Annotated in this window: 20 protein-coding genes; 8 read left to right on the forward strand and 12 right to left on the reverse strand. The window is 61.4% G+C overall.

Features of this window, described 5'->3' with window-relative positions:
- Nucleotides 1-77: 77 nt before the first annotated feature.
- A complete protein-coding gene (locus ACTQV4_RS08215) occupies nt 78-749 on the reverse strand; it encodes a nitroreductase family protein (protein ID WP_441569612.1) in 672 nt (223 codons plus the stop codon).
- Between the two features lie 233 nt (nt 750-982).
- On the opposite strand from ACTQV4_RS08215, the gene ACTQV4_RS08220 reads away from it, so the two are divergent.
- Both ACTQV4_RS08220 and ACTQV4_RS08225 read left to right on the forward strand, forming a co-directional pair.
- Nucleotides 983-1,585 (forward strand): HdeD family acid-resistance protein, encoded by a 603-nt coding sequence (locus ACTQV4_RS08220; protein WP_441569613.1) that lies wholly within the window; start codon nt 983-985, stop codon nt 1,583-1,585.
- Nucleotides 1,586-2,068 carry a YaiI/YqxD family protein gene (locus tag ACTQV4_RS08225; protein ID WP_154515742.1) on the forward strand — a complete coding sequence of 161 codons (483 nt, stop codon included), beginning with the start codon at nt 1,586-1,588 and terminating at the stop codon, nt 2,066-2,068.
- Nucleotides 2,069-2,199: 131 nt separating this feature from the next.
- Here ACTQV4_RS08225 and ACTQV4_RS08230 read toward each other — a convergent pair whose 3' ends face one another.
- Entirely contained in the window at nt 2,200-3,282 is a 1,083-nt protein-coding gene (locus ACTQV4_RS08230) for a putative manganese transporter (RefSeq protein WP_441569614.1), read from the reverse strand.
- A 171-nt stretch (nt 3,283-3,453) separates the two neighbouring features.
- Here ACTQV4_RS08230 and ACTQV4_RS08235 point away from each other — a divergent pair, with 171 nt between their 5' ends.
- From ACTQV4_RS08235 to ACTQV4_RS08255, 5 genes are all read left to right on the forward strand, one after another.
- The gene (locus tag ACTQV4_RS08235) at nt 3,454-4,422 is read left to right on the forward strand and encodes a 3'-5' exonuclease (protein ID WP_441031470.1); all 969 of its coding nucleotides are present in this window, start codon (nt 3,454-3,456) and stop codon (nt 4,420-4,422) included.
- 438 nt (nt 4,423-4,860) lie between these two features.
- Nucleotides 4,861-6,051 carry a hypothetical protein gene (locus ACTQV4_RS08240; RefSeq protein ID WP_441569615.1) on the forward strand — a complete coding sequence of 397 codons (1,191 nt, stop codon included), beginning with the start codon at nt 4,861-4,863 and terminating at the stop codon, nt 6,049-6,051.
- Nucleotides 6,052-6,462: 411 nt separating this feature from the next.
- A complete protein-coding gene (locus tag ACTQV4_RS08245) occupies nt 6,463-6,831 on the forward strand; it encodes an ArsR/SmtB family transcription factor (RefSeq protein ID WP_117794534.1) in 369 nt (122 codons plus the stop codon).
- 63 nt (nt 6,832-6,894) lie between these two features.
- Nucleotides 6,895-7,113: a cation transporter gene (locus ACTQV4_RS08250; protein WP_195363207.1), complete on the forward strand. Its 219-nt coding sequence runs from the start codon at nt 6,895-6,897 to the stop codon at nt 7,111-7,113.
- Nucleotides 7,114-7,212: 99 nt separating this feature from the next.
- The gene (locus tag ACTQV4_RS08255; RefSeq protein ID WP_441545486.1) at nt 7,213-9,165 is read left to right on the forward strand and encodes a heavy metal translocating P-type ATPase; all 1,953 of its coding nucleotides are present in this window, start codon (nt 7,213-7,215) and stop codon (nt 9,163-9,165) included.
- A 98-nt stretch (nt 9,166-9,263) separates the two neighbouring features.
- Here ACTQV4_RS08255 and ACTQV4_RS08260 read toward each other — a convergent pair whose 3' ends face one another.
- The 8 genes from ACTQV4_RS08260 to ACTQV4_RS08295 all read right to left on the reverse strand — a co-directional run bounded on the left by ACTQV4_RS08260 (nt 9,264) and on the right by ACTQV4_RS08295 (nt 18,301).
- Complete coding sequence (locus ACTQV4_RS08260; protein ID WP_441063030.1) at nt 9,264-10,034, reverse strand: Cof-type HAD-IIB family hydrolase; 771 nt, start codon at nt 10,032-10,034, stop codon at nt 9,264-9,266.
- Between the two features lie 6 nt (nt 10,035-10,040).
- Nucleotides 10,041-11,900 (reverse strand): ABC-F family ATP-binding cassette domain-containing protein, encoded by a 1,860-nt coding sequence (locus ACTQV4_RS08265; RefSeq protein WP_441545487.1) that lies wholly within the window; start codon nt 11,898-11,900, stop codon nt 10,041-10,043.
- A 297-nt stretch (nt 11,901-12,197) separates the two neighbouring features.
- On the reverse strand, nt 12,198-13,070 hold the full coding sequence (gene pstB / locus ACTQV4_RS08270) for a phosphate ABC transporter ATP-binding protein PstB (protein WP_427719562.1): 873 nt from the start codon (nt 13,068-13,070) through the stop codon (nt 12,198-12,200).
- On the reverse strand, nt 13,067-13,993 hold the full coding sequence (gene pstA, locus ACTQV4_RS08275) for a phosphate ABC transporter permease PstA (protein ID WP_427795763.1): 927 nt from the start codon (nt 13,991-13,993) through the stop codon (nt 13,067-13,069). Before pstA ends, pstB begins: the two co-directional genes overlap by 4 nt.
- A complete protein-coding gene (gene pstC / locus ACTQV4_RS08280) occupies nt 13,986-14,894 on the reverse strand; it encodes a phosphate ABC transporter permease subunit PstC (protein WP_427795762.1) in 909 nt (302 codons plus the stop codon). Before pstC ends, pstA begins: the two co-directional genes overlap by 8 nt.
- A 24-nt stretch (nt 14,895-14,918) precedes the next feature.
- Complete coding sequence (locus ACTQV4_RS08285) at nt 14,919-15,854, reverse strand: phosphate ABC transporter substrate-binding protein (protein ID WP_154515770.1); 936 nt, start codon at nt 15,852-15,854, stop codon at nt 14,919-14,921.
- Between the two features lie 293 nt (nt 15,855-16,147).
- Nucleotides 16,148-17,584, reverse strand: coding sequence for a M20 family metallopeptidase (locus tag ACTQV4_RS08290; RefSeq protein ID WP_441569616.1), 1,437 nt, complete (start codon nt 17,582-17,584; stop codon nt 16,148-16,150).
- A gap of 54 nt (nt 17,585-17,638) precedes the next feature.
- Nucleotides 17,639-18,301 (reverse strand): HAD hydrolase-like protein, encoded by a 663-nt coding sequence (locus ACTQV4_RS08295; RefSeq protein ID WP_441031453.1) that lies wholly within the window; start codon nt 18,299-18,301, stop codon nt 17,639-17,641.
- Nucleotides 18,302-18,457: 156 nt separating this feature from the next.
- On the opposite strand from ACTQV4_RS08295, the gene ACTQV4_RS08300 reads away from it, so the two are divergent.
- Nucleotides 18,458-19,318 carry a DegV family protein gene (locus ACTQV4_RS08300; protein WP_441546387.1) on the forward strand — a complete coding sequence of 287 codons (861 nt, stop codon included), beginning with the start codon at nt 18,458-18,460 and terminating at the stop codon, nt 19,316-19,318.
- A 168-nt stretch (nt 19,319-19,486) separates the two neighbouring features.
- Here the strand turns inward: ACTQV4_RS08300 and ACTQV4_RS08305 are convergent, their stop codons facing one another.
- Both ACTQV4_RS08305 and tgt read right to left on the reverse strand, forming a co-directional pair.
- Nucleotides 19,487-20,245, reverse strand: coding sequence for a TIGR00730 family Rossman fold protein (locus ACTQV4_RS08305; RefSeq protein WP_154515782.1), 759 nt, complete (start codon nt 20,243-20,245; stop codon nt 19,487-19,489).
- Between the two features lie 233 nt (nt 20,246-20,478).
- Nucleotides 20,479-21,618, reverse strand: coding sequence for a tRNA guanosine(34) transglycosylase Tgt (tgt, locus tag ACTQV4_RS08310; RefSeq protein ID WP_441014862.1), 1,140 nt, complete (start codon nt 21,616-21,618; stop codon nt 20,479-20,481).
- Nucleotides 21,619-21,638 lie beyond the last annotated feature (20 nt).

A 21,638-nucleotide genomic window follows, 5' to 3' on the forward strand; every position in this document is an offset into this window, starting at 1 on the left:
CCCTCCCCTCGCACCACCACAAAGGGGACAGGCACCTTTGTGGTGGCTTGCCGCCGGATCGCGCCGCAACGACGCAACTACACCAGCACGTCGGCAAGCGGACGCTTGGGCACGTGATGCACCTGCGCCTCGTCGCGCCAGTAATTAATTGAACCGTCGGGGTTGGAATCGATCGCGTCGATAACCTGGGTCTCGGCCGGCACGCCAAAGGCCATGATCAGCTTGAGCTCGTACTTGTCGTTATCGAGCCCCATCGCATCGATCGCGCGGGGCGTAAAGGCCTTGAACATGCAAGCCGCCACCTCGGGCGTTGCGCTGCGCGCGGCGAGCATCATCGTCTGAGCCGCGATGCCCGTGTCGACCTCGGTGATAGGCGCGGCGGGCTTGCCGGGAGCGGTGCGCTCGGCAAGAATTGCAATGTAGCCGGTCGGACGCTCGCCCTCGGCAGGACCCGGCCAGTCCTTGAGCTCCCCGGCCCATGCGAGCTCGTCAAACACGCGAGCGCAGTCCTCGGCACCGCTCACCACATGAAAACGCAAGCGCTGAGCATTGGCGCCACAGGGGACCAGGTGCGCCAGCTCTGCCAGCTCGAGCAAAAACTCGCGCGGCACGCGCATGGACTCGTCAAAACGGCGGCATGTGCGGGCGCGACGGACCAGCGCATCAAACGCATCCAGGCCAAGCTTTTCGCAACCCTGCTTTGCCATCGACTCGGCGCTCGACGGCACCACGGGAACTGCTTCGTTCATAGGGACCCCCAAAAAGCCAATTGTTCTTAGGAAAATCTAACCTAAAACGCAGGCAATAACGAACAGAGCTGCAATGTTCTACACCTGTTGAATAGAAAATCGCAACGTGGGGAATAACGGAAACAAATCGGGGCCTTTGAGTTGCGTTTCGCCCTCCCCGGCCCATACGCCAGCGCCTTTAGGCGATACTGGTTGTAACGATCGCGGCTTACGCCGCACGGAAAGGAGGCCTCATGGGCATCTTTAAGAATGACGACCAACAATCGAGTCTGTTTGGATTTGACGAGAAAAGCATGGCAGGCAAGGCGATTAAAGCCGTGCGCTGGATCTACGCCGCCACGGGTGTCATCGCGCTCATCGCCGGCATCGCGCTGCTGTTTGCACCCGCCAAGACCCTCGTCTTTTTGACGACCGTACTGGGCTTCTACTTTGTGATCACGGCTGGCGTCAGGCTGTTCACCGCCATTTTTGAGCCGCTGCTGCCCGCCGGCTGGCGCGTCACGAGCATCCTCGCCAACCTGCTCATCATCTTGGGCGGCCTGGTGATCCTGCGCAACCAGGCGCTTTCGACCGCGACGCTCAGCACGCTTGTGGTGGTCGTGGCCGGCTTTGGCTGGATTGTCGAGGGCATCATGTCGATTCTGGAGTCCGAGCTTTCTTCCAACCGCGGCATTGCCATCCTGAGCGGCGCGCTCTCCATCATCGCCGGCGTGTTCGTGTTCATCTACCCGCTGTGGTCGGCAAAGATGCTCGTCATCTTTACCGGCGCTGCACTCCTGGTGTTTGGCGTGACGCTGGTTATTCGCGCTATCCGCTTTGGCAAGCTGGTGCACTAGATGCCGCGAACGCTGTTTATTGATGCCGACGCCTGCCCGGTCACGCGTGAGTCGATCGACTGCGCGCGACGGGCGGGTGTTGCCGTGGTTGTCGCCGGCAACAGCACGCAAAACCTGGAGCGGCACATTCGCCGTGACGACCCACGCGATGCCGAGCACGCGCGACGTGGCTTTTGGGTCACAACGCTCGACGTGAGCGTAGGCGCTGATAGCGCCGACTTTGCCATTATCGAGCGTCTGCAGGCGGGCGACGTGGTCGTGACGCAGGACATTGGCCTGGCGAGCATGGTGCTCGGTCGCGATGCCGCCGCCATCGGCGTGCGCGGGCGCGTGTACGACAAAGCCACCATCGATATGCAGCTGTTTATTCGTCACGAAGAAAAGAAAGTGCGCCGCGCCGGCGGTCGCACCCGTGGACCGGCAGCCTTCACCAGCGAGGACCGCGCCCGCTTTAAGCGCAACCTCACCGACCTGCTGCGCTAACCAAGGTAGATTTTTGGGACATGCCTAAAAATCTACCTTTTGTTTTGGCGATTGGCGCGCATCCAACGCCGGTCATGGCGGTAGATGTTTGAGGCATGCCCCAGTTTTTACGGGATACATCAAACATCTACTTAGAGGCCAAAGGCGGAAAGGATAAGGCCCCAGCCCGCGCCGATGACGTACATCATGACCAGGAACACGGCGTTTTCGCGGGCGCTGCGGTTGGTGCGGAACAGTACCAGGTAACCCACGCCGGCAGAAATGAGCGTGCCGGCGAGCATCGGTGCCAGCTGCAGCGCGCCTTCCAGATACAGCTGCGTAATGACCACGCTCGCCGAGCAGTTGGGAATGAGGCCGACAAGCGCCGAACCCAGGACAGCGAGCGTCTCGTTGCCGCGCAGGAACTGCTCGATCGCGGACTCGCCGAAGGTCTCGAGCACGGCGACCAGAATCAGCGTCACCAGGAAAATGAATACCGAAACCTGCACGGTGTGCGAAATCGCGCTGCGGATAATCGACAGGACGGGCGCGCCTTTGTGTGAGTGGGAGTGACCGTGGTGGTGTTCGTGCTCGCCCTCGTGTCCGTGGTCGTGGCCATGTCCGTGGTCACGCTCGTCCTCGTCTTCATCACAACCGCAATGATCGCGCTCGCACAGCTCATGGATGTGGTCGGCGCTCACGCCCGCCTCGGCCACCTCGTCGATGATGTCACCGCCGCTGTGATCGTCATGCGCGCAGTTAACGTGCACCGGATTGGCAGCGGTTCCCAACACGGTACGGCGGATCGCCGCGTGAGCACGGGCGTTGCGACGCAGGCCGCGAATGGCGGCATCCACGATAAAGCCCGTGACCAGCGCGATCAGCGCCTTCGAAGCCAAAAGCATCGCCATAGTCTGCACGGGAACCTGCTCGGCAAGTAGCAGTGGCAGCATCTCGTCGGAGGTCGAGAGAAACACCGCCACCAGGGTGCCCAACGTCACGACGCGACCGGCGTACAGCGTTGCCGCCATCGCCGAAAAGCCACACTGCGGCACCATGCCCAGCAACGAGCCAACCACGGGGCCAGCGGCGCCGGCACGCTTGATAGCGCCGTTGACACGATCGCCTGCCACATGCTCCAGCGTCTCGAGGGCCAGATATGTCACCAACAAGAACGGCACCAGCGAGAGCGTGTCCTTGCCGGCGTCGAGCAAAATATCAATCAGCAAATCCATGACGGATGGAACCTTTCGTGTCTTTCGGCAGCATTGTAAAAGTCCTAGCGGTCAACTAGGGTATTGTAGTTGTCCTAGGCGTGATGCCAATAGTTGCCTGTGGTAAACTATCATCTCGCCACATCTCAATGACCCCGAGCCGCACGACGCGGCCCGTCCAAGGAGCAGTATATGAACGTTTCGCAAGCACTCGAATACGAGCGGCAGCCGTTTATCCCCATGTTCATCTATGGCGATCACGCCGCCATGGAATCCGAGCGTCAAAAAGGCGAAGAGGCCCTCAAGGTGCTCGAGACCGAGTACTTTACCGCCGAGGGCGACCCTGGCTTCGACTTTGCCACCGTGCGCGACCTGGCCGACCGCAACCGCGACCTATGCGACCAGATTGGCGAGGCGCGCCTGCGCAACGTGACGCCCGCGACGCTTTCGCGCGGCCTGTCCGACGCCGATACCTGCGCCGGCATCGGCAAGATGCAAAAGCGCACCGCCGCGTCCGTCATGCGCGAGATCCGCGGCGACCGCGACGCGCTCGGCGTGGCGTACGCCCGCAAGCCCATCCAGGGCACGGTGCTCGGCATCGACATCGAGACCACCGGCCGCGCACCCGAGCGCGGCTACATCATCAACGTGGGCTGGGAGATCATGGAGCTCACCAGCGACGCCGTCCCGCACGACGCCGAGGCACACTATTGCGGCCTGCCCGATATCTACCGCGGCGAAGATGTGCCGCTGTCGAATATCCATCACATCACCTGGGACGACATCGACGGCAAAACGCCCTTCCGCGAGAACAAGGAGCTGCAAAAGCAGCTGCTCAAGCTCATGAAGAAATACCCGTACATGGCGCACAACGCCGCCTTTGAGGACAGCTGGTTCAAGATCCATCTGGACGGCTATGCCGAGGCGCGCCGAGCCGGCAAGATTATCGTCATCGACTCGCGCCAGATCTGCCGCAGCCTGGACGCCGACGTTCGCTCGCTCCCCCGCGAATCCGCACCCGCCGCGCTCGAGAACTGGGCACGCCGTCGCGGCACCCTCGCGCCCGACGCCAACGAGCAGCACCTGGGCCTCGACGACACCGACCTCATGCTCCGCACGGTGCAGGCCGAGTTCAACCTCAAGAACCTGTTTGCCAAGTAGATTGCCAAGCAGAGGCGCCATTCGCGAGCAACACTTGCCGGACCATAGCGCCCCGCGCAAAAGCGACACGCCGAGGCGCTCCCCTCAAGCGACGCAATACGGGCCGATTTCCAAGCGGATATCGGCCCGTATTTCGCGCCGTACAACATGGCCCTCCAGCCCCCGATGTCTAGCCGCCGCATAACCAAGAACTTCATCTGCGCATGTTCAAGCCAAATTGCACATTTTTGTTGACGCCGTCTTTGCATCAAAACGACGCTGACCAGCATCAGTTGTGGAGGTCTGCGTAGTCAGCGAGCTGCGACAATGCTCCAAATAGCATCTTTCTCCATCATTGGCGTCAAGCGCTTGGACAGCTTTTGTTATGCCGCGACATTTTACCTTGGCGTTCATTGCGAACCCTGCCGCCTGGTCTGCCATGCTATCTGTATGAGTATCGTGCTTTCACATAACACGGCAAAAGCGGTCTACCAAGCCGCATACTCGGTATCCGCAATTGGCACCGAGCCCTGCAGCCCTGCCAAGATCTACGGGGCGCGCCCCAGCAAGGAGCTGCTCGACTCTGCCGCCGACTGGCTCGCCAGGCACAACGTCGCTCTGGATAACGATGCCCCGCTCGATACAACGGTGTTCGAGCGCGCAAACGTGCGCAGCATGACGGGCTGCAAGTGCCACGTATCATCCAAGCGATTCGCGGGCTCGCGCTTTATCAAGCTTACCGACGACATCTATATTGTCGGCGTCGAACTCTGTGCGCTTCAGGCCGCAACCTATCTTCCCTTTCGAGAACTTGTGGAGTACTACTTCGAACTGTGTGGCGCCTATTCCCTTGGGCACGATGCCTCGACATCCTATACCGAGCGCTTCGCGCTCACCTCGACTTCGAGCCTTAAACATTTCTTTAACTCCCTCATCGACTGCAAGGGCCTCGAACTTGCCCGAAAAGCCATCCAATGCGTGCGGGACAGATGCCGATCGCCGATGGAAACGGCGTTTGTCATGATGCTCACGCTACCCAGGCGCGAGGGCGGTCTTGGCATTAGCGAGATCGAGACCGACTACGAAGTAAAGGTCACAGCTGCTGCAAAGAATCTCACGCGGCGCGAAAAGTTCTATATGGATGCATATCTCAAGCGGTCCCGAACCGACATCGAATACAACGGATTTCAGCACGATGCCGAAGAAGACCGCGCCATTGACGAAGAACGCAAGAACGCGCTGGCGTCCATGGGCTACGGAATCATTACCGTCAGTCGCTATTCCTTTATGCACGCCAGCGCCTTCACCAGGGTTATGGAGGCAATCCAGCGAAAGGAGGGCATTCGCCCATCGCGCCTGCCCAAAGATTTCGCAACCAAGCAAGAAGAGCTGCGACAATTTGTTCTCAGGAGATTTATCGAGGAAAAGAAGCGTATTGAGGAGCTCCTCCGTCAAGACGCAGCGCAGGGTAATGCACTTGAGCTCGAGCGCGCAGTGCTCGAGGGCATCTCGCTGGACGACCCGACGATCAACAATGTCCCGGCCATCGACGACATGCAAGTCATCGAGCTGGATTGCCCGGAGTTCGCCCAAACAAGCACCTCCACACCCGAAGGCAGGGTGTACGGGGCCAGAACAGAGGCGGACTGACAGGGTGGGTACCCCGGCGACGTGCAAAAACGGGAGTTTTCAGCAGAGCCGAGTATCCGAGGGCGGCCGAATTGCCCCATTTTGCACCGAAGCCGCTGTTTTCGATGTAAGTTAGGCAACAGCTGGGGAATATCTATTGCCATTTGCACTCCAGTAAAGCCCTGTGGCGGCAAACGACGCCGTATCATGCAATAAATAACCCCTCGTCGATGCTGAAAACTCCCCTTTTTGCACGTCGCTAGGGTACCCACGTTGGCATCGGCGGCCTTATCAGCACCAACCAATGCCCTTAGCCGCCTCTAGAGCCATCCGATAGCAAAAAATTTCGCAAATTATATTGACATATGAACATGCGCTCATATACTCGGAAGTAAGTTATATGAGCACATGTTCATATGAAAGGATATTGCAATGAGCGAACACGCCGATGAAATAAGGACCGACATCGACACCACCATCGTGCCCGACATCCCCACCACTTGCTCGCCCGAGGACCTTCCCGACGAGGAGCTGCTGTACGACCTTGCCGACTTGTTCAAGGTTTTCAGCGACACCACGCGTATCAAGATCCTCTACGCCCTCATGGGCCGCGAACTCTGCGTGGCCGACATCGCCGAGGCGACTGCGACCTCGCAGTCCGCGGTGTCGCACCAGCTGCGCACGCTCAAACAGTCGCACCTGGTTAAATTCCGGCGCGACGGGCGCAACATCCTCTACTCGCTCGCCGACGATCATGTCTACACCATGCTCAACCAAGGCATGAGCCACATCTGCGAATAGCGACCAACCACGGTACCAGCGCGGTCTGCACCCAAGCCGCAAATACAGGGAAAGGAACCCATCATGAAAAAGCAGTTCAAGCTCGACGAGATCGACTGCGCCAACTGCGCGCGTAAGCTTCAGGACGAACTCGCCAAGCTCGAGGGCGTCAAATCCGTTTCGGTCAACTTTATGACCCAGAAGCTGACGCTTGAGGCCGACGACGCTGAGTTCGACGAGGTCCTTGATCGCGTCGTGGAGTTCACCGCCGACGCTGAGCCGGACTGCGAGATCATTCTCTAGCCCAGGTTTACGCCAACCTGCAAGGCCGCGCTTGCCGCGGCCTTTGCTCGCGAAATTACATGAGCGAGTGTTCATACATTCAAATGGGAGGATTGAGTCATGGCCACCGCCGACCCCAAGAAGAAAAATAAGAAGCGCAAGAAAAAAGAGTCACTCGAGCATAAACGCAACCGCATCCTGGTAGCGCTGGGTATTTTTGTCGTGGTGTACGCCCTCGATGAGCTCGGCGCCCTCACCGCCGCATTCGGCACCCCAGGCAACATCTACGCCAGCTTTGTGCTGTTCCTCGTGCCGTTTTTGATTGCCGGCTACGACGTGCTCCAAAAGGCATTCAGTAACATCCGCCGCGGCAAGGCGTTCGACGAGAGCTTTCTCATGGCCGTCGCGACCATCGGCGCGTTTGCCACGGTGCTCTTCCCCGATACCGACCCGCACATGGCCGAAGGCGCCGCCGTTATGATGTTCTACCAGGTCGGCGAGCTGTTCCAAGCCTACGCCGTGGGCAAGAGCCGCAAATCGATCAGCGCCATGATGGACATCGCGCCCGATTACGCCAACGTTGAGCAGGCTGACGGCACGCTCGAGCAGGTCTTTCCCGATGACATCGCCGTCGGCACCGTCATTGTCATCAAGCCCGGCGAGCGCGTGCCCATCGACGGCGTTATCGTCGAGGGCGTAACCCAGCTCGACACCGCCGCCCTCACCGGCGAGTCAGTCCCCCGTACCGCCAAGACCGGCGACGATATCATCAGCGGCTGCATCAACATGACGGGTCTTATCCGCGTGCGCACCACCAAACCCTTTGGCGAGTCCACCGTCGCGCGCGTCCTGGAGCTCGTGGAGAATGCCAGCGAAAAGAAGGCGCGCACCGAAAACTTCATCACACGGTTCGCCCGCGTCTACACGCCCGCCGTCACCGGCGCGGCAGCGGTGCTCGCGCTCGGCGGCGGCCTGGTGACCGGTGCTTGGTCCGATTGGATCCTGCGCGGCCTGACCTTCCTCGTCGTCAGCTGCCCGTGCGCACTCGTAATTAGCGTGCCGCTGAGCTTCTTTGGCGGCATCGGCGGCGCGTCCAAGCTGGGAGTTCTCATCAAAGGCTCCAACTACCTCGAGGCGCTCGCCGATGTGGATACCGTCGTCTTCGACAAAACCGGCACGCTCACCAACGGCACGTTCTCGGTCGTCGCGGTGCACCCCGAGGGCGGCTATACCGAGCAATCGCTGCTTGAAGTCGCAGCCCTCGCCGAGTCGTTCTCCGACCACCCCATCGCGCAGTCGGTGCGCGCCGCCTTCCAGGGCGAACTCGACCCCAAGCGTGTATGCGACTCCGCCAACGACGCGGGCCATGGCGTGACGGCGAACATCGACGGCAAGCACGTCGTCGTCGGCAACGCCAAGATGCTCGCCGCGTCCGGCGTTGAAACACCGGACTGTGAGGTCGTCGGCACTATCCTCCATGTGCTGGTCGATGACGTCTATGCCGGTCACATCGTAATTGCCGACACCGTCAAAGCCGATGCCGAGCAAACGATTCGCGAGCTGCACGCCGCCGGCGTCAAGCGCACCGTCATGCTCACGGGAGACCGCGAGGAAGTGGCCACGTCCGTTGCCGAACAGTTGGGGCTCGACGAGTTCCACGCGCAGCTTCTGCCAGGTGACAAGGTCGAGCGCGTCGAGGCATTGCTGGCGACCGAATCGGGCAAGGGCAAGCTCGCCTTTGTGGGCGACGGTATCAACGATGCGCCCGTGCTCACCCGTGCCGATGTGGGCATTGCCATGGGCGCCATGGGCTCCGACGCCGCAATCGAGGCAGCGGACGTTGTGCTGATGGACGACAAGCCGTCCAACATTTCCCGTGCAATCCGCGTGGCTCGCAAGACCATGACGATTGTTTGGCAGAACATCATCTTTGCACTGGGCATTAAGTTGCTGATTCTGGTGCTCGCGGCGCTTGGCATCGCCAACATGTGGCTCGCCGTCTTTGGCGACGTGGGCGTGGCGATCATCGCCATCCTGAACGCCATGCGCGCGATGGGTGTCAAGAACCTGTAGCATGCGTGGCTGTCCGGCCGTGCGACGCGGCACACCACGCGCAAGGGGCGTCCCCAACTGCCGGCAGAAAAGGAACGTCCCCAAGTGCCGAGCCGCAGCTATAGCAGCCCAAAGTGCTTTGCGGCGTTGTAAATTCCGTCGTCGTCCACGGCGGTCGTCACGTAGCTCGCCGCAGCCTTTACCGTGTCTTGCGCGTTGCCCATGGCCACGCTCGTACCCACGGCGGCAAACATCGACAGGTCGTTCTCGCCGTCGCCAAAGGCAATCGCCTCGCTCGCGTCGATACCCAGGCGCTCCAGCGTCGCCGCCACGCCCAGGTCCTTGCCGCCGTTGGCCGGAATAATGTCGCAGAACAGGTCGCACCAGCGCGTGGTGAGCGAATGCGACACGGCATCGGTCACGATATGCTCGTCGGCCGGATCCACAAAGGCGCAAAACTGGTAAACCGGCGCATCGAAGGCGTGCTCAAACGGCTCCTCGTGGTAAACGATTCCCGCGTTGTTACCGGCCGTCACCACGCGCTCGGACAGGCGGTTCACAAACGAGTTCTCGCCCTGCATGCACAGTGAGTCATAGCGCCCCTCGGCCACCTGGTCCACAATCACCGCAACGTCCTCCGGATCAATCGGGCAGCTGCGGTAGACGCCCTCGGCATCAAAGCAGTGCTGGCCCGAAAGCGTAATGTACGCATCCCAACCAAGATCGAACAGCCAATCCGGCATCTGGTAGGTCGGGCGGCCCGTGGCGATCACGCACGCAATCCCCTGCTCGTGAAAGCTGTCGAGCACTTGCTGCGCCGACGCCGGAATCCGGTGCGTCTTAAAGCTCAGTAGCGTGCCGTCGATATCGAAAAACGCGGCTTTGATCATCCTCGTCTACTCCTCGCCCTCGAGCTTCTCGCTCGCCTCGAGCCACGCCATCTCCAGCTCGTCCATAGCGGCGTGAGCCTCGTCGATCTTTGCCTGCTGCTCGCCCAGCGCCGTGTAGTTGGTGGGATCGACCTGAGCCATCGCGGCCTCGGCCTCCTCCACGCGAGCGCGCTGCGTCTCTATCTTGCGCTCGAGCGAGCTCACCTCGCGGCGGAGCTTCTGGCGCTCGGCGTTGGAAAGGCCATTGGGCTGACCGCTCGCCTTGGGCTTTTCGGCCGCAGCTGCCGCGGCACCGGTGTCGAACGTGCCGGTCTTGGCGCTCGGTGCACCCACGGGCTCGCCCTCGGCGGTGGCATTGCACAGGCGCAGGTACTGGTCGACGCCGCCGGGCATGTGCGTCAGGTGGCCGTCGAGCAGCGCCCACTGCTGGTCGGTCACGCGCTCCATCAAAAAGCGGTCATGCGTTACCAGAATCAACGTGCCGGGCCAACCATCGAGCAGGTCCTCGACAATCGCCAGCATGTCGGTATCCAGGTCGTTGCCGGGCTCGTCCAGGATGAGCACATTGGGCTCGTCCAGGATCGTCAGCAGCAGCGACAGGCGACGGCGCTGTCCGCCCGAAAGATCGCCGATACGACTCCAGAGCTGCTGCGTCGTAAAGCCCAGACGCTCGCAGAGCTTCTCGGGCGAGGTCTCCTTGCCATCGATAACGTAGTACTTCTTGTAGTTGCTGAGCACCTCGCGGATCGTGTCGCCCATGTAGGGCTCGAGCTCCTCGAGCTGCTGCGACAGCACGCCAAAGCGCACCGTCTGGCCAATCTTCACGCGGCCGCGCAGGGGCGCGATCTTGCCCTGAATCACATCGAGCAGTGTGGACTTGCCGGCGCCGTTCTCGCCCAAAAGACCATAGCGGTCGCCCGCACCAATGAGCCAGGTCACATCGGTGAGCACTTGCTTGGACGCGCCGTCGGTATCGGCATAGCCGGCGTCCACGTCGACCACGTCGATAACCTGCTTGCCCAGGCGACTCACCGCCAGGCGCTTGAGCTCCAGCTCGTCGCGCACGGGCGGCACGTCGGCGATGAGCTCGCGAGCGGCCTCCACACGAAACTTGGGCTTGGTGGAGCGCGCCTGTGCGCCGCGGCTCAGCCACGCGAGCTCCTTGCGCGCCATGTTGCGACGGCGCTCCTCGGTAACGGCGGCCATGCGGTCGCGCTCTACGCGCTGTAGGATATATGCGGAGTAGCCGCCCTCGAAGGGGTCGACCTGGCCATCGTGGACCTCCCACATGCTGGTGCAGACCTCGTCCAAGAACCAACGGTCGTGCGTGACCACGAGCATGGCGCCCTGGCCGCGCTGCCAGCGGGCCTTTAAGTGGCGCGCGAGCCAGTTGATGGTGCGCATGTCCAGATGGTTGGTGGGCTCGTCGAGCATGAGCACATCGTAGTCGCCGATCAGCAGGCGCGCGAGGTCCACGCGGCGGCGCTGACCGCCCGAAAGCTCGCCCACCGTGCCCTCCCAGGGCACATCGCTAATAAGGCCGGCCAGGATCTGGCGCGTACGCGGGCTCGACGCCCATTCGTACTCGGGCGTGTCGCCGACGACGGCATGATGCACGGTGTCGGTATCGACCAGGTTGTCCTTTTGGCCGAGCAAACCAATCGTCGTGTCGCGTCGATGCGTCACGCGGCCGTCGTCGGGCTCCAGCGTACCGGCGAGCACACTCAGCAGCGTCGACTTGCCGTCGCCGTTTTTACCGACGATGCCGATGCGGTCACCCTCGTCCACGCCGAGCGTCACGCTATCGAAAATATGCTTGGTGGGAAACTCTAGGCTGACAGAATCGCATCCCAAAAGAATCGCCATATGCCCTGCTCCTTCGTAGAAATTCAACGTTGTCCATGATAGCAGCGAGCCCCACCCCAAAACCTACCAAAAAGGGACAGGTTTATTTTGGCAGGTTTTATCTGGGCAAACGTCAGAGCAGTCCAAGGGCACTCCGTGGTAAAACGTTAAACCTGCCAAAATAAACCTGTCCCTTTTTGGTAGGTTGACGGCCGCACACGACACAAAAAGGCGGGCCATCTCCCGCAGGAGATGACCCGCCTCTCCAATCAGTCCCGCGGCAACCATGGCCGCCGCGGGCCTCAAGCATGTCCCGGACTAGGAGAACATGCCGGTGAGGTAATCATTCAGCCGCTTATCCTTGGGCCGTTGGAAAATCTCGTCGGTCTCGTCGTACTCGACCATATCGCCCATGTAGAAAAACGCCGTGCGGTTGGACACGCGCGACGCCTGCTCCATGTTGTGCGTCACGATGACGATGGCGCGATCGGCAACAATCGATGACATCAGGTCCTCGATTGCCAGCGTCGAGATGGGGTCGAGCGCCGAGCAGGGCTCGTCAAACAGAATCACATCGGGATTGAGCGCCAGCGTGCGCGCAATGCACAGGCGTTGCTGCTGGCCGCCCGAAAGCGCGTAGGCGCTCTTGTCGAGCTTGTCCTTGACCTCGTCCCACAGCGCCGCGCCGCGCAGGCTTTCCTCGACCATGCGATCGAGCTCGTCGCGGTCAGTAATGCCGTGTCGTTTGGGCGCAAACGTGATGTTGTCGCGAATGGACTTGCGGAAAGGGTTGGGCTGCTGAAACACCATGCCAATGGAGCGACGCAGCTCGTAGGTGTTCTCGGTCTTGGTGTTCACGTTGCGCCCGCGGTAGTTGATCTCGCCCTCCACGCGGCAACCGCGAATCTCGCGATTCATAAGGTTGAGGCTGCGCAAAAAGGTCGACTTACCGCAGCCCGAAGGCCCGATGAGCGCCGTGATCTCGCCCTTGTGAAAGTCGAGCGACGTATCGTGCAGCGCATGGTGGTCGCCATAGTAAACGTTGACGTCCTTGGTGGAAAGCACGACCTCGTCGCTCACGGCTTTGCCGCTTACGCGCACGCGCTTCTCGCTCTCCCCCACGCTCGACAAAAAGTCCTGGGTCTCGGACGCGGCCGCCTCGGTTGCGGGCGTTGCATTTATCTCGCTCATTCGGCCGTCATCCTCCTTGCCAGTTGCTTGCCCACGATACGGGCGACTACGTTAAACAGCAGCACGCAGATCATCAGCAGTGCCGCAGTGCCCCAAACAATCTGCTGTGCCTCGGGGCTGCCCTCGCCGTAGATCTTATAGATGTGCACGGCGAGCGACTCGCCGGGGCGGAACACGTTCCAGGCGCAAGTGGGACTCGACAGGTTAAAGCTCAAGAAGTTCAGACGCACCGGCGAGCTCATGCCCGAGGTAAAGAGCAGCGCCGCGGCCTCGCCAAACACGCGGCCGGCCGAAAGCACGATACCGGTCACGATGGCGGGCATGGCCTCGGGGATCAGGATGTGCAGCGTGGCTTCCCAACGGGTGAGGCCCATGGCCAGGCACGCATCGCGCTGGGCCTGCGGCACGTCCTCGAGCGCCTGCTGGATCACGCGCACCAGGATGGGAATGTTGAACATGGTGAGCGCGACGGCGCCGGAGATGATGGAGTACTTCCAACCCAGCTGCACCGAGAACACCAGAAAGCCGAACATGCCGACGACGATGGAAGGCAGCGAGGACAGCGTCTCGATGGCGGTGGAGGCGATGTCGCGGATGGGTCCGTCCGGTGCGTACTCAACCAGGAAGACCGCGCCGCCCAAGCTGATGGGCACCGAGATACCTAGGGTGATCAGCAGCAGATAGAACGAGTCGAACAGCTGGTAGAGCACGCCGCCCTGGGTTCCGTTGGCGCGCGCGGGCTGCGTGAGAAATCCCGGCTGGAACAGCGTCGAGATGCCCTCGAACAGAATATAGGCCACCATGGAGACGACGATGAGCATGACGATGGCGACGATTGCCGTCAGCACGCCCGTGGCGATGCGGTCCTGTTTTTGGACGCGCCTGAGTCTCGCCTCGTCGATATGAATGCGCGTGCTAGCCACGAGCCTTCGCCCCCTTGCGGCCGATAAGGTGGATGATCAGGATAAAGATGAGGCTCATGCCCATCAGCAGCAGACCGAGCGCCCACAGGACATCGTCTTGGGCCGAGCCCTCGGCATAGACCGCCATGGACGTGGTGAGCGTGGTGGTGATGGTGGACGCCGGCGACAGCAGCGACGTCGGCATGGCCTCGATGCCGCCGATAACCATGCGCACGGCGAGCGTCTCGCCAAAGGCACGGGTCATGCCGAGGATGACCGCGGTCATGAGCGACGGCATGGCGGATTTGAGCACCACGTGCCAGATGGTCTGCCAGCGGGTGTAGCCCAGCGCGAGCGAACCCTGACGGTAGCTATCGGGCACGGCACGCAGGCCATCGACCGAAAGGGTGGTCATCGTCGGCAAGATCATGACGGCCAGCACAATGGCGCCGGGCAAGATGCCCAGGCCCGTGCTCACGTGGAAAACGCTCTTCATAAGACCGACGACCACGTGAAAGCCGACCAGGCCAAAGACGACCGAGGGAATGCCGGTCAAAAGCTCAATAAGCGGCTGAAACACCTTGGAGCCAAACTTAGGGCTAATCTCGACCGCAAAGATAGCAGAGCCGATGGCGATGGGCAGCGCGATAAGCGTGGAGAGCACCATGACCGCAAACGAGGTGACGATCAGGGGCAGGGCGCCGGTATAGGGCAGGCCGTTTTTGGCCGTGTTGGCCAGGTCCCACTTGGTGCCGGTAAAGAACTCGACGACCGAAACGCCGTCCTTGAGAAAAGCCGAGAGGCCCTTTTGGGCGACCATAAAGATGAGCGCGGCAACGACAAGCGTCACGAGCGCTACGCACGCGCCCGTGACGCCCAGGCCCACGTTCTCAAGGTCGCGCTTTGGCAGCTGTTTTGCCATTGCAAACCTTTCCGGGGCGATTACTTATTTAGCGGAGACCTTGCCGCTGGCGTCCTTGACGACCTTCATGGCAGAGACAGGGATAAAGCCCTGTTCCTCGACAAGTTTGCCCTGGACGTCGTCGGAAAGCATGAACTCCAGGAAGGCCTTGGTGGCATCGTCGGCGTCCTTTGCGCAGTACATGTGCTCGGTCGCCCAGATCTTAAAGGAGTCGTCAGTGACGTTTGCGCTCTTGGGCTCCACGCCCTCGACCTTGATGGCGTTGAACTTGGAGTCGTCGAAGTGCGAGAAGTCGAGGTAGGAGATGGCGTTGTCGGTGCTGGCCATCTGAGTCTGGACGTCGCCGGACTTGTCGAGCTCGGCGTCGCCCTTAAAGTCGACGGCCTCGTCACCAAAGACGGCGGCCTCGAAGGTGGCGCGGGTGCCGGAGCCGGCCTTGCGGTTGAGAACGACGATGGTGGCGTCGTCGCCGCCGACCTCCTTCCAGTTGGTGATCTGGCCGGAGAAGATGCCCTTGAGCTGCTCGAGGGACAAGTCGTCGACCTTCACGTTCTTGGAGACGACGGGACCCATGCCCACGACGGCGACCTCGTGGTCGACGAGGTTCTTGACCTGGTCGGCCTCGAGCTTGGTCTCGGCGAAGACGTCGGAGTTACCGATGGTAACGGTACCGGCGGCAACGGCGGTCAGGCCCTTGCCCGAACCGTTGCCCGAGCCAGAGACGGAGACGTCCGGGTTGGCGTCCATGAACTTCTCGGCAGCGGCCTCGACGAGAGCCTGGAACGAGGAGGCGCCGTCGTAGGTCACCTCGCCGGAGACGGACTCGGCAGCGGCGCTGCCCTTGTCGGCGGCGTTGGAAGCGCCTGCGCCGCCGCAACCAACGAGGCCGAGGCCCACGAAGCTGGCAAGACCACCAGCGAGGCCGAGGAACTGACGACGAGAATAAGCCTGATCGAGCATAATCTTCCTTTCATACATGCGACTCGCGGGCACCCTGCCCGCTTTGCTGTTTGGAAAGATACGGCCTCGATCGGGCGGTGCCCGCGCCAACTGCGGATTCTTACGGGCATTTGATAGACCATTACCTCAAGCGCGACTCGGCTTTACAAACGAATAACAAACCCGCCCCCAAGCATGGCCCGCCTTTTACACCAATAAAAACAAAGTTGCGGTGAAATAGTCCCTGCTTGGCCATCAAATGGCCCATTCTAGGAACTATTCCATCGCAACTTAGATTAGGAAACCGCGAAACCTTAAAGCTCTAATTCATTCAAACGGAGGATCGCCACGATGTAGATCTTGAGCGCCTGCTTGAGCTGTTCCTCGTTGGCGCACTCGTTGGGGCCGTGCATCTGGCCGCCCCATGCGGGCAGCTCCAGGCCGGTTTCCTCGGGTCCAAACGACACGGCGCGGGCAAAGTTGCGCGCGTACGTGCCGCCGCCCATGGCAAAGGGCTCGGCATGCTTGCCCGTAAACTCGTTATAGGTATCAATAAGCGCCTTCACGGCCGGATCGTCGGCGGACACCGAGAACGGCACCTTTGCACGACCCACGCGGCACGTCACGCCAAAGCGGTCCACGAGCGGCTCGAGCTGCTCGCAGATGGTATCGGCGCTCGTGCTGTCGGGGAAACGTACGTCGATGACCTGCTCAATATGGCCATCCATCACACGGATAACACCGGGGTTGCACGTGAGCGGGCCAAACGCCGGGCTCGTCGCGTCGATACCTAGGCCGTGGCCATAGGCATCCGCATGTACAAAGGTCAGAAACTTGACAAACTCGTGCTCGGCGGGCGTCAGCAGGCGCTCGTCGCGTGCACCAAACGCGTCCTCGGCCTCGCGCAGATACGCCACGATGAGGCCGACGGCATTGATCGTTCCCTCGGGCATCGAAGCGTGGCCGCCAATACCGTGGGCGAAAATCTGCGCATGCCCGTTATCGAGCGCCGCGATCTCCAGGCGGTCGGCGTTCTCAACGGGCGCCGGCAGCGCATCGGCGGCAATCGCGAGCTCGCAGATAGACTGCGACGGAATGGCGTTGCTCGCCTCGGCACCGCTCCACGATACGATGCGCCCGCCGTCGATCTTGGAGCTCACAAACGTCGCCCCAAACTGGCCCTTCTCGGCATTGCAGACCGGGAACTCGGCATCGGGCGTAAACAAAAAGTCGGGGTCTGCGTGGTTCTCCAGATAATGGTGAACGTCGGACATGCCCACTTCCTCATCGCAGCCCAGCAGCGCGCGGAAGGTATAGCGCGGCACAATGCCGTGCTTGATCAGGTAGGCACCGGCGTAGAGCGACAACACGGCCGGGCCCTTGTCGTCGATCACGCCACGACCGAGCAGCCAGCCCTCGCGGCGCTCCATCGCAAACGGGTCGGTGTTCCAACCGGGACCGGCGGGCACCACATCCACATGGCAGATGGTCGCAAGCTGCTTATCGCCGCGGCCGGGAATGTCGGCGATGCCCACATAGCCCTCGTCGTCGCTCGTCTGGTAGCCGAGCTTTTGCGCAATGCCGAGCGCACAATCGAGCGCATCACGGACCGGGCGGCCAAACGGCGCACCGGGCTCCGCATGGGCAGCAACGGCCACGGACGGATAGCTCACCAGCTGCTCGATATCGGCAACGACATCTTCCCAGATCTCGTCGACATACTCGGTAACGCTCTGCTCCACCTGATTCATGGACGACCTCCTTACCAATGAGCGACGGCCACACCCGCCTCTCGCATAACGTCATTAGATGGCGAAAAGTTTAGCAAGCTCGGCCACCGAGTGCACCACTGCATCGGCACCCGCCGCCTCGTGCTCGCCCGGCACCGCCGCGCCCGAATAGATGCCAATGCACGGCACGCCCCTTGCGTGCGCGCCCTCCACATCGTTAAAGCGATCGCCGATCATCACGGCATCGTCCGCCGTCGCGCCGAGCGCCGCCAGGGCATCGCGAACCGAATCGGCCTTGGTCTCGCGCCCCTGCGGCGGATTCATACCGACCACCGCCTCAAACTGCGAAAGCCCCAGCTCGCCCACCATGTCGATGCACTTTGCCTCCATGCGCGACGTCGCCACGGCCAAGTGATGCCCCTGGGCGGCCAGGCCATCGAGCAGTTCGGGAATTCCATCGAATACGGGGTACTCTTCCGGTCCCAGCTCATCAAAAAAGGCACGGTACTCGTCGGCCACCACAAGCGACTCCTCGCGCGAGAAGCCGTAAAAGTCGTGGAAGCTCTTCCACAACGGAGGCCCGATCATGCGGCGCAGGTCACCCATCTGCGCCTCAGAAAACCCGCGCGCAGCCAGCGTTTTACGCGTCGAGGTCATCACCGCCCGGCCCGTATCGGCCACCGTGCCGTCAAAATCAAACAGCACGACCGGCCGCTTGCATATCTCCAGTGCCTCCATCGACATCCCTCTTCCCCAGTTGACGATTTCCACACCGACACTTCAAACTGTTGACTATTCAACAATTGAACCTAGCAATGTGGAGCGACTCTACTATACTTGTCGCACTTTGCTCTCAGAAGGCGGCGCGCAAGCGCCCCAACGAAAGGTGCAATTATGTCTTTTGCCATCATAACCGACTCCACGTCGGACATCTCCCCCGCCCGCGCCCAAGAGCTCGGCATTTACGTGATTCCACTTCATGTGATTATCGAAGGCGAAGACCTGCTCGACCAGGTGCAGATTACCGCCGAGGAATACGTCGCCCGCATGGCCGGATCCGAGCAGCTGCCGCACACCTCGCAGCCAAGCGCCGGCGAGTTCAAGGCACTCTTTGACCGCGTGCGCGCCGACGGCCACGATAGCGCCATCTTTATCTCACTGTGCAGTGAGTGGTCCGCCTGCTATGCCAACGCCAGCCTGACGGCCGAAGCGCACGAGCTCGACGTGCGCTGCATCGATTCGCGCACCGGCTCGGGTGCCGAGGGCCTGCTGGTGGAGTACGCGCTGGCCATGCGTGAGGATGGCCGCAGCCTGGACGAGACCGAAGCGCAGATCCGCGCGACGCTGCCCGACGCCCATCTGCTGCTGATTCCCCGCACGCTCGAGAACCTCGTTAAGAACGGCCGCGCGCCCAAGCTCGCCGGCCAGCTCACGCAGATGCTCAATATTCGCCTGGCCGTTTCGCCGGAGTGGAAATCGGGCGAGATCAAGGCGATCAAAAAGGGTCGTGGCGCCAAGTGCATCGTCACCAACACCATGGCAGATTGCCTCGCATTTTTGGCCGAGCACCCGGGCTCCAGCGTACGTGTGCTCACGACCGGCGCCGCCGAGGAGCAGGAGCTCGTCAACCAAGCGCTCGCAGGCCAGAACTACGTAGACGCCGGCACCGGCCCCATCGGCTGCACCATCGCCACCCACGTAGGCGTCGACGCCATCGCCATCAGCTACTGTCCCCGCTACCAGCCCATCCACTAGGGGCACCTTTACCACTTGCGGTGGAATAGGGACTGTTTTTGGCTTATCAACCGCAAATCAATCCCTATTCCACCGCAACTTGGAAGCAGTTCATTTGGGACGGGGCCAAAAAGACTGATATCAAACGTTTCAGACCAGTCTTTTTAGCCCCGTCCCATTTTACCTACCCTACATCAGCCCGCTCAGGACAATATCGACGGCCTCGTTGAGGTCATCGGTGATGTGGACGAGGTCTGGATCGAGTGGGCTGATCATGCCGGCATCCATCACCGGGCCGTTGAGCCAGTCGAACAGGCCCTGCCAGTATTCGCTGCCCACCAAAACAAGCGGCATGCGCTTGACCTTGTGCGTCTGCACCAGCGTGAGCACCTCAAACATCTCGTCGAGCGTACCAAAACCACCGGGAAACACGATGGCGCCCGAGCTGTATTTGACAAACATGGTCTTGCGCACAAAGAAGTAACGGAAGTCCATGCCGAGGTTCACGTATTTGTTGAGCCCATGCTCGTGCGGAAGCTCAATACCCAAGCCGACCGACTTGCCGTTGGCGCTCGCCGCTCCCCTGTTGGCCGCCTCCATAATGCCAGGACCACCGCCGGTGATAACCGCCACGCCGCGCTGCGCGATCTTGCGGCCGACCGTGCGCGCCGCCTTGTAAAGCGGATCGGTCTTGGGCGTACGGGCACTGCCGAAGATGGTCACCGCGGGCCCGAGCTCGGCAAGCGCGCCGAAGCCATCGACAAACTCGGCCTGAATGCGCAGCACACGCCACGGGTCGGCGTGCAACCAGTCAGTCGAGTCCTCGGGCGCCAGCAGGTTGGCGTAGGTGTTGTCCTTAGGAATCATAGGGCCGCGCATAACCACGGGGCCGCGTCGGTACGTCTCGTCGTAGGCCGGCTCGCCCTCGACGTTCTCATTCTTAATCATGGGATACTCCTATCGAAAATAGAAACGGGCGGGGTCGACGCCATGCGTCAAACACCCGCCCGAACATCAACCATTCGGTATGGTACCCACGATGCATCAAGCGCTTGCAAGGCATCGGTCAGAGGTCGTGCAAGCGATGCCGACGCATGCGATGCCCGGCGCCGGGTACGCACGGTCGATTGGCACGTAGCCTCGACACCGCGCGAGCGCCCCCGTAAGCGAACCCGCAGCTCTTAGTAATCCACTGCCGCGGGGCTGTTCATCCAGTCGCTCACGAACGCACCGTAACGGCCCTCGATAATGGCCTGGCGGGCACGCTGCATAAGGTTGAGCAGGTAGTAGATGTTGTGCATCGAAAGCAAAATGCCGCCGAGCATCTCCTTCTGCGTGACCATGTGGCGAATGAGCGCACGGCTGTAGCCGCCCGTGCACACCGGGCAGGTGCAGGTGGGATCGATGGGGCCGTCGTCGTGCGCAAAGCGGGCATTGCGGAAGTTAAGGCGACCCTCGCTCGAGAACGCCGTCCCCATGCGGCCGGTGCGCGTCGGCAGCACGCAGTCGAACATGTCGATGCCCACGCCTACACCACGCACGAGCGTCGTCGGGTTGCCGACGCCCATCAGGTAGCGCGGCTTATGTTTGGGCATGTACTCGCTCGCGAGCGGTGCCAGCGTCTCAAACATGGTCTCGTGGTCCTCGCCCACCGAGTAGCCGCCAATGCCGTAACCGGGGAAGTCACCGCACTCCTCCAGATGGCGCAGCGAACGCAGGCGCAGGTCCAGATGCATGCCACCCTGAACGATGCCAAAGAGCGCCTGGTCGTCGCGGGTATGAGCTTTATAGCAGCGCTCGGCCCACATGCTCGACAGCTCAACGGCGCGCTCAACGTAGGCGCGCGTGGCGGGATAGCCCGGGCACTGATCGAGCTGCATGCAGATGTCGGAGCCGAGCTTCATGGCGATTTCCATGTTGTCCTCGGGCGTCCAGAACACGTGGCGGCCGTCGTAGTCGTTGACGATAAAGCGCACGCCCTCGTCGGTGAGCTTGACGGCGTCGTTGTGGCTGAACACCTGGAAACCGCCGGAATCAGTGAGGATGGGGCCATGCCAGTTCATAAACTTGTGCAGGCCACCCAACTCGGCGATGGTGTCCTCGCCGGGGCGCATGGACAGGTGATAGGTATTGGCGAGCACGATCTGGGCGCCGAGCTGCTTGACAGTCTCGGCAGGAATGCCCTTGACGTTTGCCTTGGTGCCCACGGGCATAAAGATCGGCGTCTCGATGTCGCCGTGCGGAGTGTGCAGCACGCCGGCACGCGCATGCGTCGTCGGATCCTCGGCGATCAGGTCGAATTTAAATAGGCTCTGGTCCATAAACTGGAACTCCTTGGTTG

The sequence above is a fragment of the Collinsella sp. LCP19S3_B11 genome (assembly GCF_052121915.1).
Classification (GTDB): Bacteria; Actinomycetota; Coriobacteriia; order Coriobacteriales; family Coriobacteriaceae; genus Collinsella.

Excerpts from the sequence above, each read along its gene's own strand:
- ACTQV4_RS08215 (WP_441569612.1), bottom strand. The coding sequence starts at position 749 with ATGAACGAAGCAGTTCCCGTGGTGCCGTCGAGCGCCGAGTCGATGGCA.
- ACTQV4_RS08220 (WP_441569613.1), top strand. The coding sequence starts at position 983 with ATGGGCATCTTTAAGAATGACGACCAACAATCGAGTCTGTTTGGATTT.
- ACTQV4_RS08225 (WP_154515742.1), top strand. The coding sequence starts at position 1,586 with ATGCCGCGAACGCTGTTTATTGATGCCGACGCCTGCCCGGTCACGCGT.
- ACTQV4_RS08230 (WP_441569614.1), bottom strand. The coding sequence starts at position 3,282 with ATGGATTTGCTGATTGATATTTTGCTCGACGCCGGCAAGGACACGCTC.
- ACTQV4_RS08235 (WP_441031470.1), top strand. The coding sequence starts at position 3,454 with ATGAACGTTTCGCAAGCACTCGAATACGAGCGGCAGCCGTTTATCCCC.
- ACTQV4_RS08245 (WP_117794534.1), top strand. The coding sequence starts at position 6,463 with ATGAGCGAACACGCCGATGAAATAAGGACCGACATCGACACCACCATC.
- ACTQV4_RS08250 (WP_195363207.1), top strand. The coding sequence starts at position 6,895 with ATGAAAAAGCAGTTCAAGCTCGACGAGATCGACTGCGCCAACTGCGCG.
- ACTQV4_RS08255 (WP_441545486.1), top strand. The coding sequence starts at position 7,213 with ATGGCCACCGCCGACCCCAAGAAGAAAAATAAGAAGCGCAAGAAAAAA.
- ACTQV4_RS08260 (WP_441063030.1), bottom strand. The coding sequence starts at position 10,034 with ATGATCAAAGCCGCGTTTTTCGATATCGACGGCACGCTACTGAGCTTT.
- ACTQV4_RS08265 (WP_441545487.1), bottom strand. The coding sequence starts at position 11,900 with ATGGCGATTCTTTTGGGATGCGATTCTGTCAGCCTAGAGTTTCCCACC.
- pstB (WP_427719562.1), bottom strand. The coding sequence starts at position 13,070 with ATGAGCGAGATAAATGCAACGCCCGCAACCGAGGCGGCCGCGTCCGAG.
- pstC (WP_427795762.1), bottom strand. The coding sequence starts at position 14,894 with ATGGCAAAACAGCTGCCAAAGCGCGACCTTGAGAACGTGGGCCTGGGC.
- ACTQV4_RS08285 (WP_154515770.1), bottom strand. The coding sequence starts at position 15,854 with ATGCTCGATCAGGCTTATTCTCGTCGTCAGTTCCTCGGCCTCGCTGGT.
- ACTQV4_RS08290 (WP_441569616.1), bottom strand. The coding sequence starts at position 17,584 with ATGAATCAGGTGGAGCAGAGCGTTACCGAGTATGTCGACGAGATCTGG.
- ACTQV4_RS08295 (WP_441031453.1), bottom strand. The coding sequence starts at position 18,301 with ATGGAGGCACTGGAGATATGCAAGCGGCCGGTCGTGCTGTTTGATTTT.
- ACTQV4_RS08300 (WP_441546387.1), top strand. The coding sequence starts at position 18,458 with ATGTCTTTTGCCATCATAACCGACTCCACGTCGGACATCTCCCCCGCC.
- ACTQV4_RS08305 (WP_154515782.1), bottom strand. The coding sequence starts at position 20,245 with ATGATTAAGAATGAGAACGTCGAGGGCGAGCCGGCCTACGACGAGACG.
- tgt (WP_441014862.1), bottom strand. The coding sequence starts at position 21,618 with ATGGACCAGAGCCTATTTAAATTCGACCTGATCGCCGAGGATCCGACG.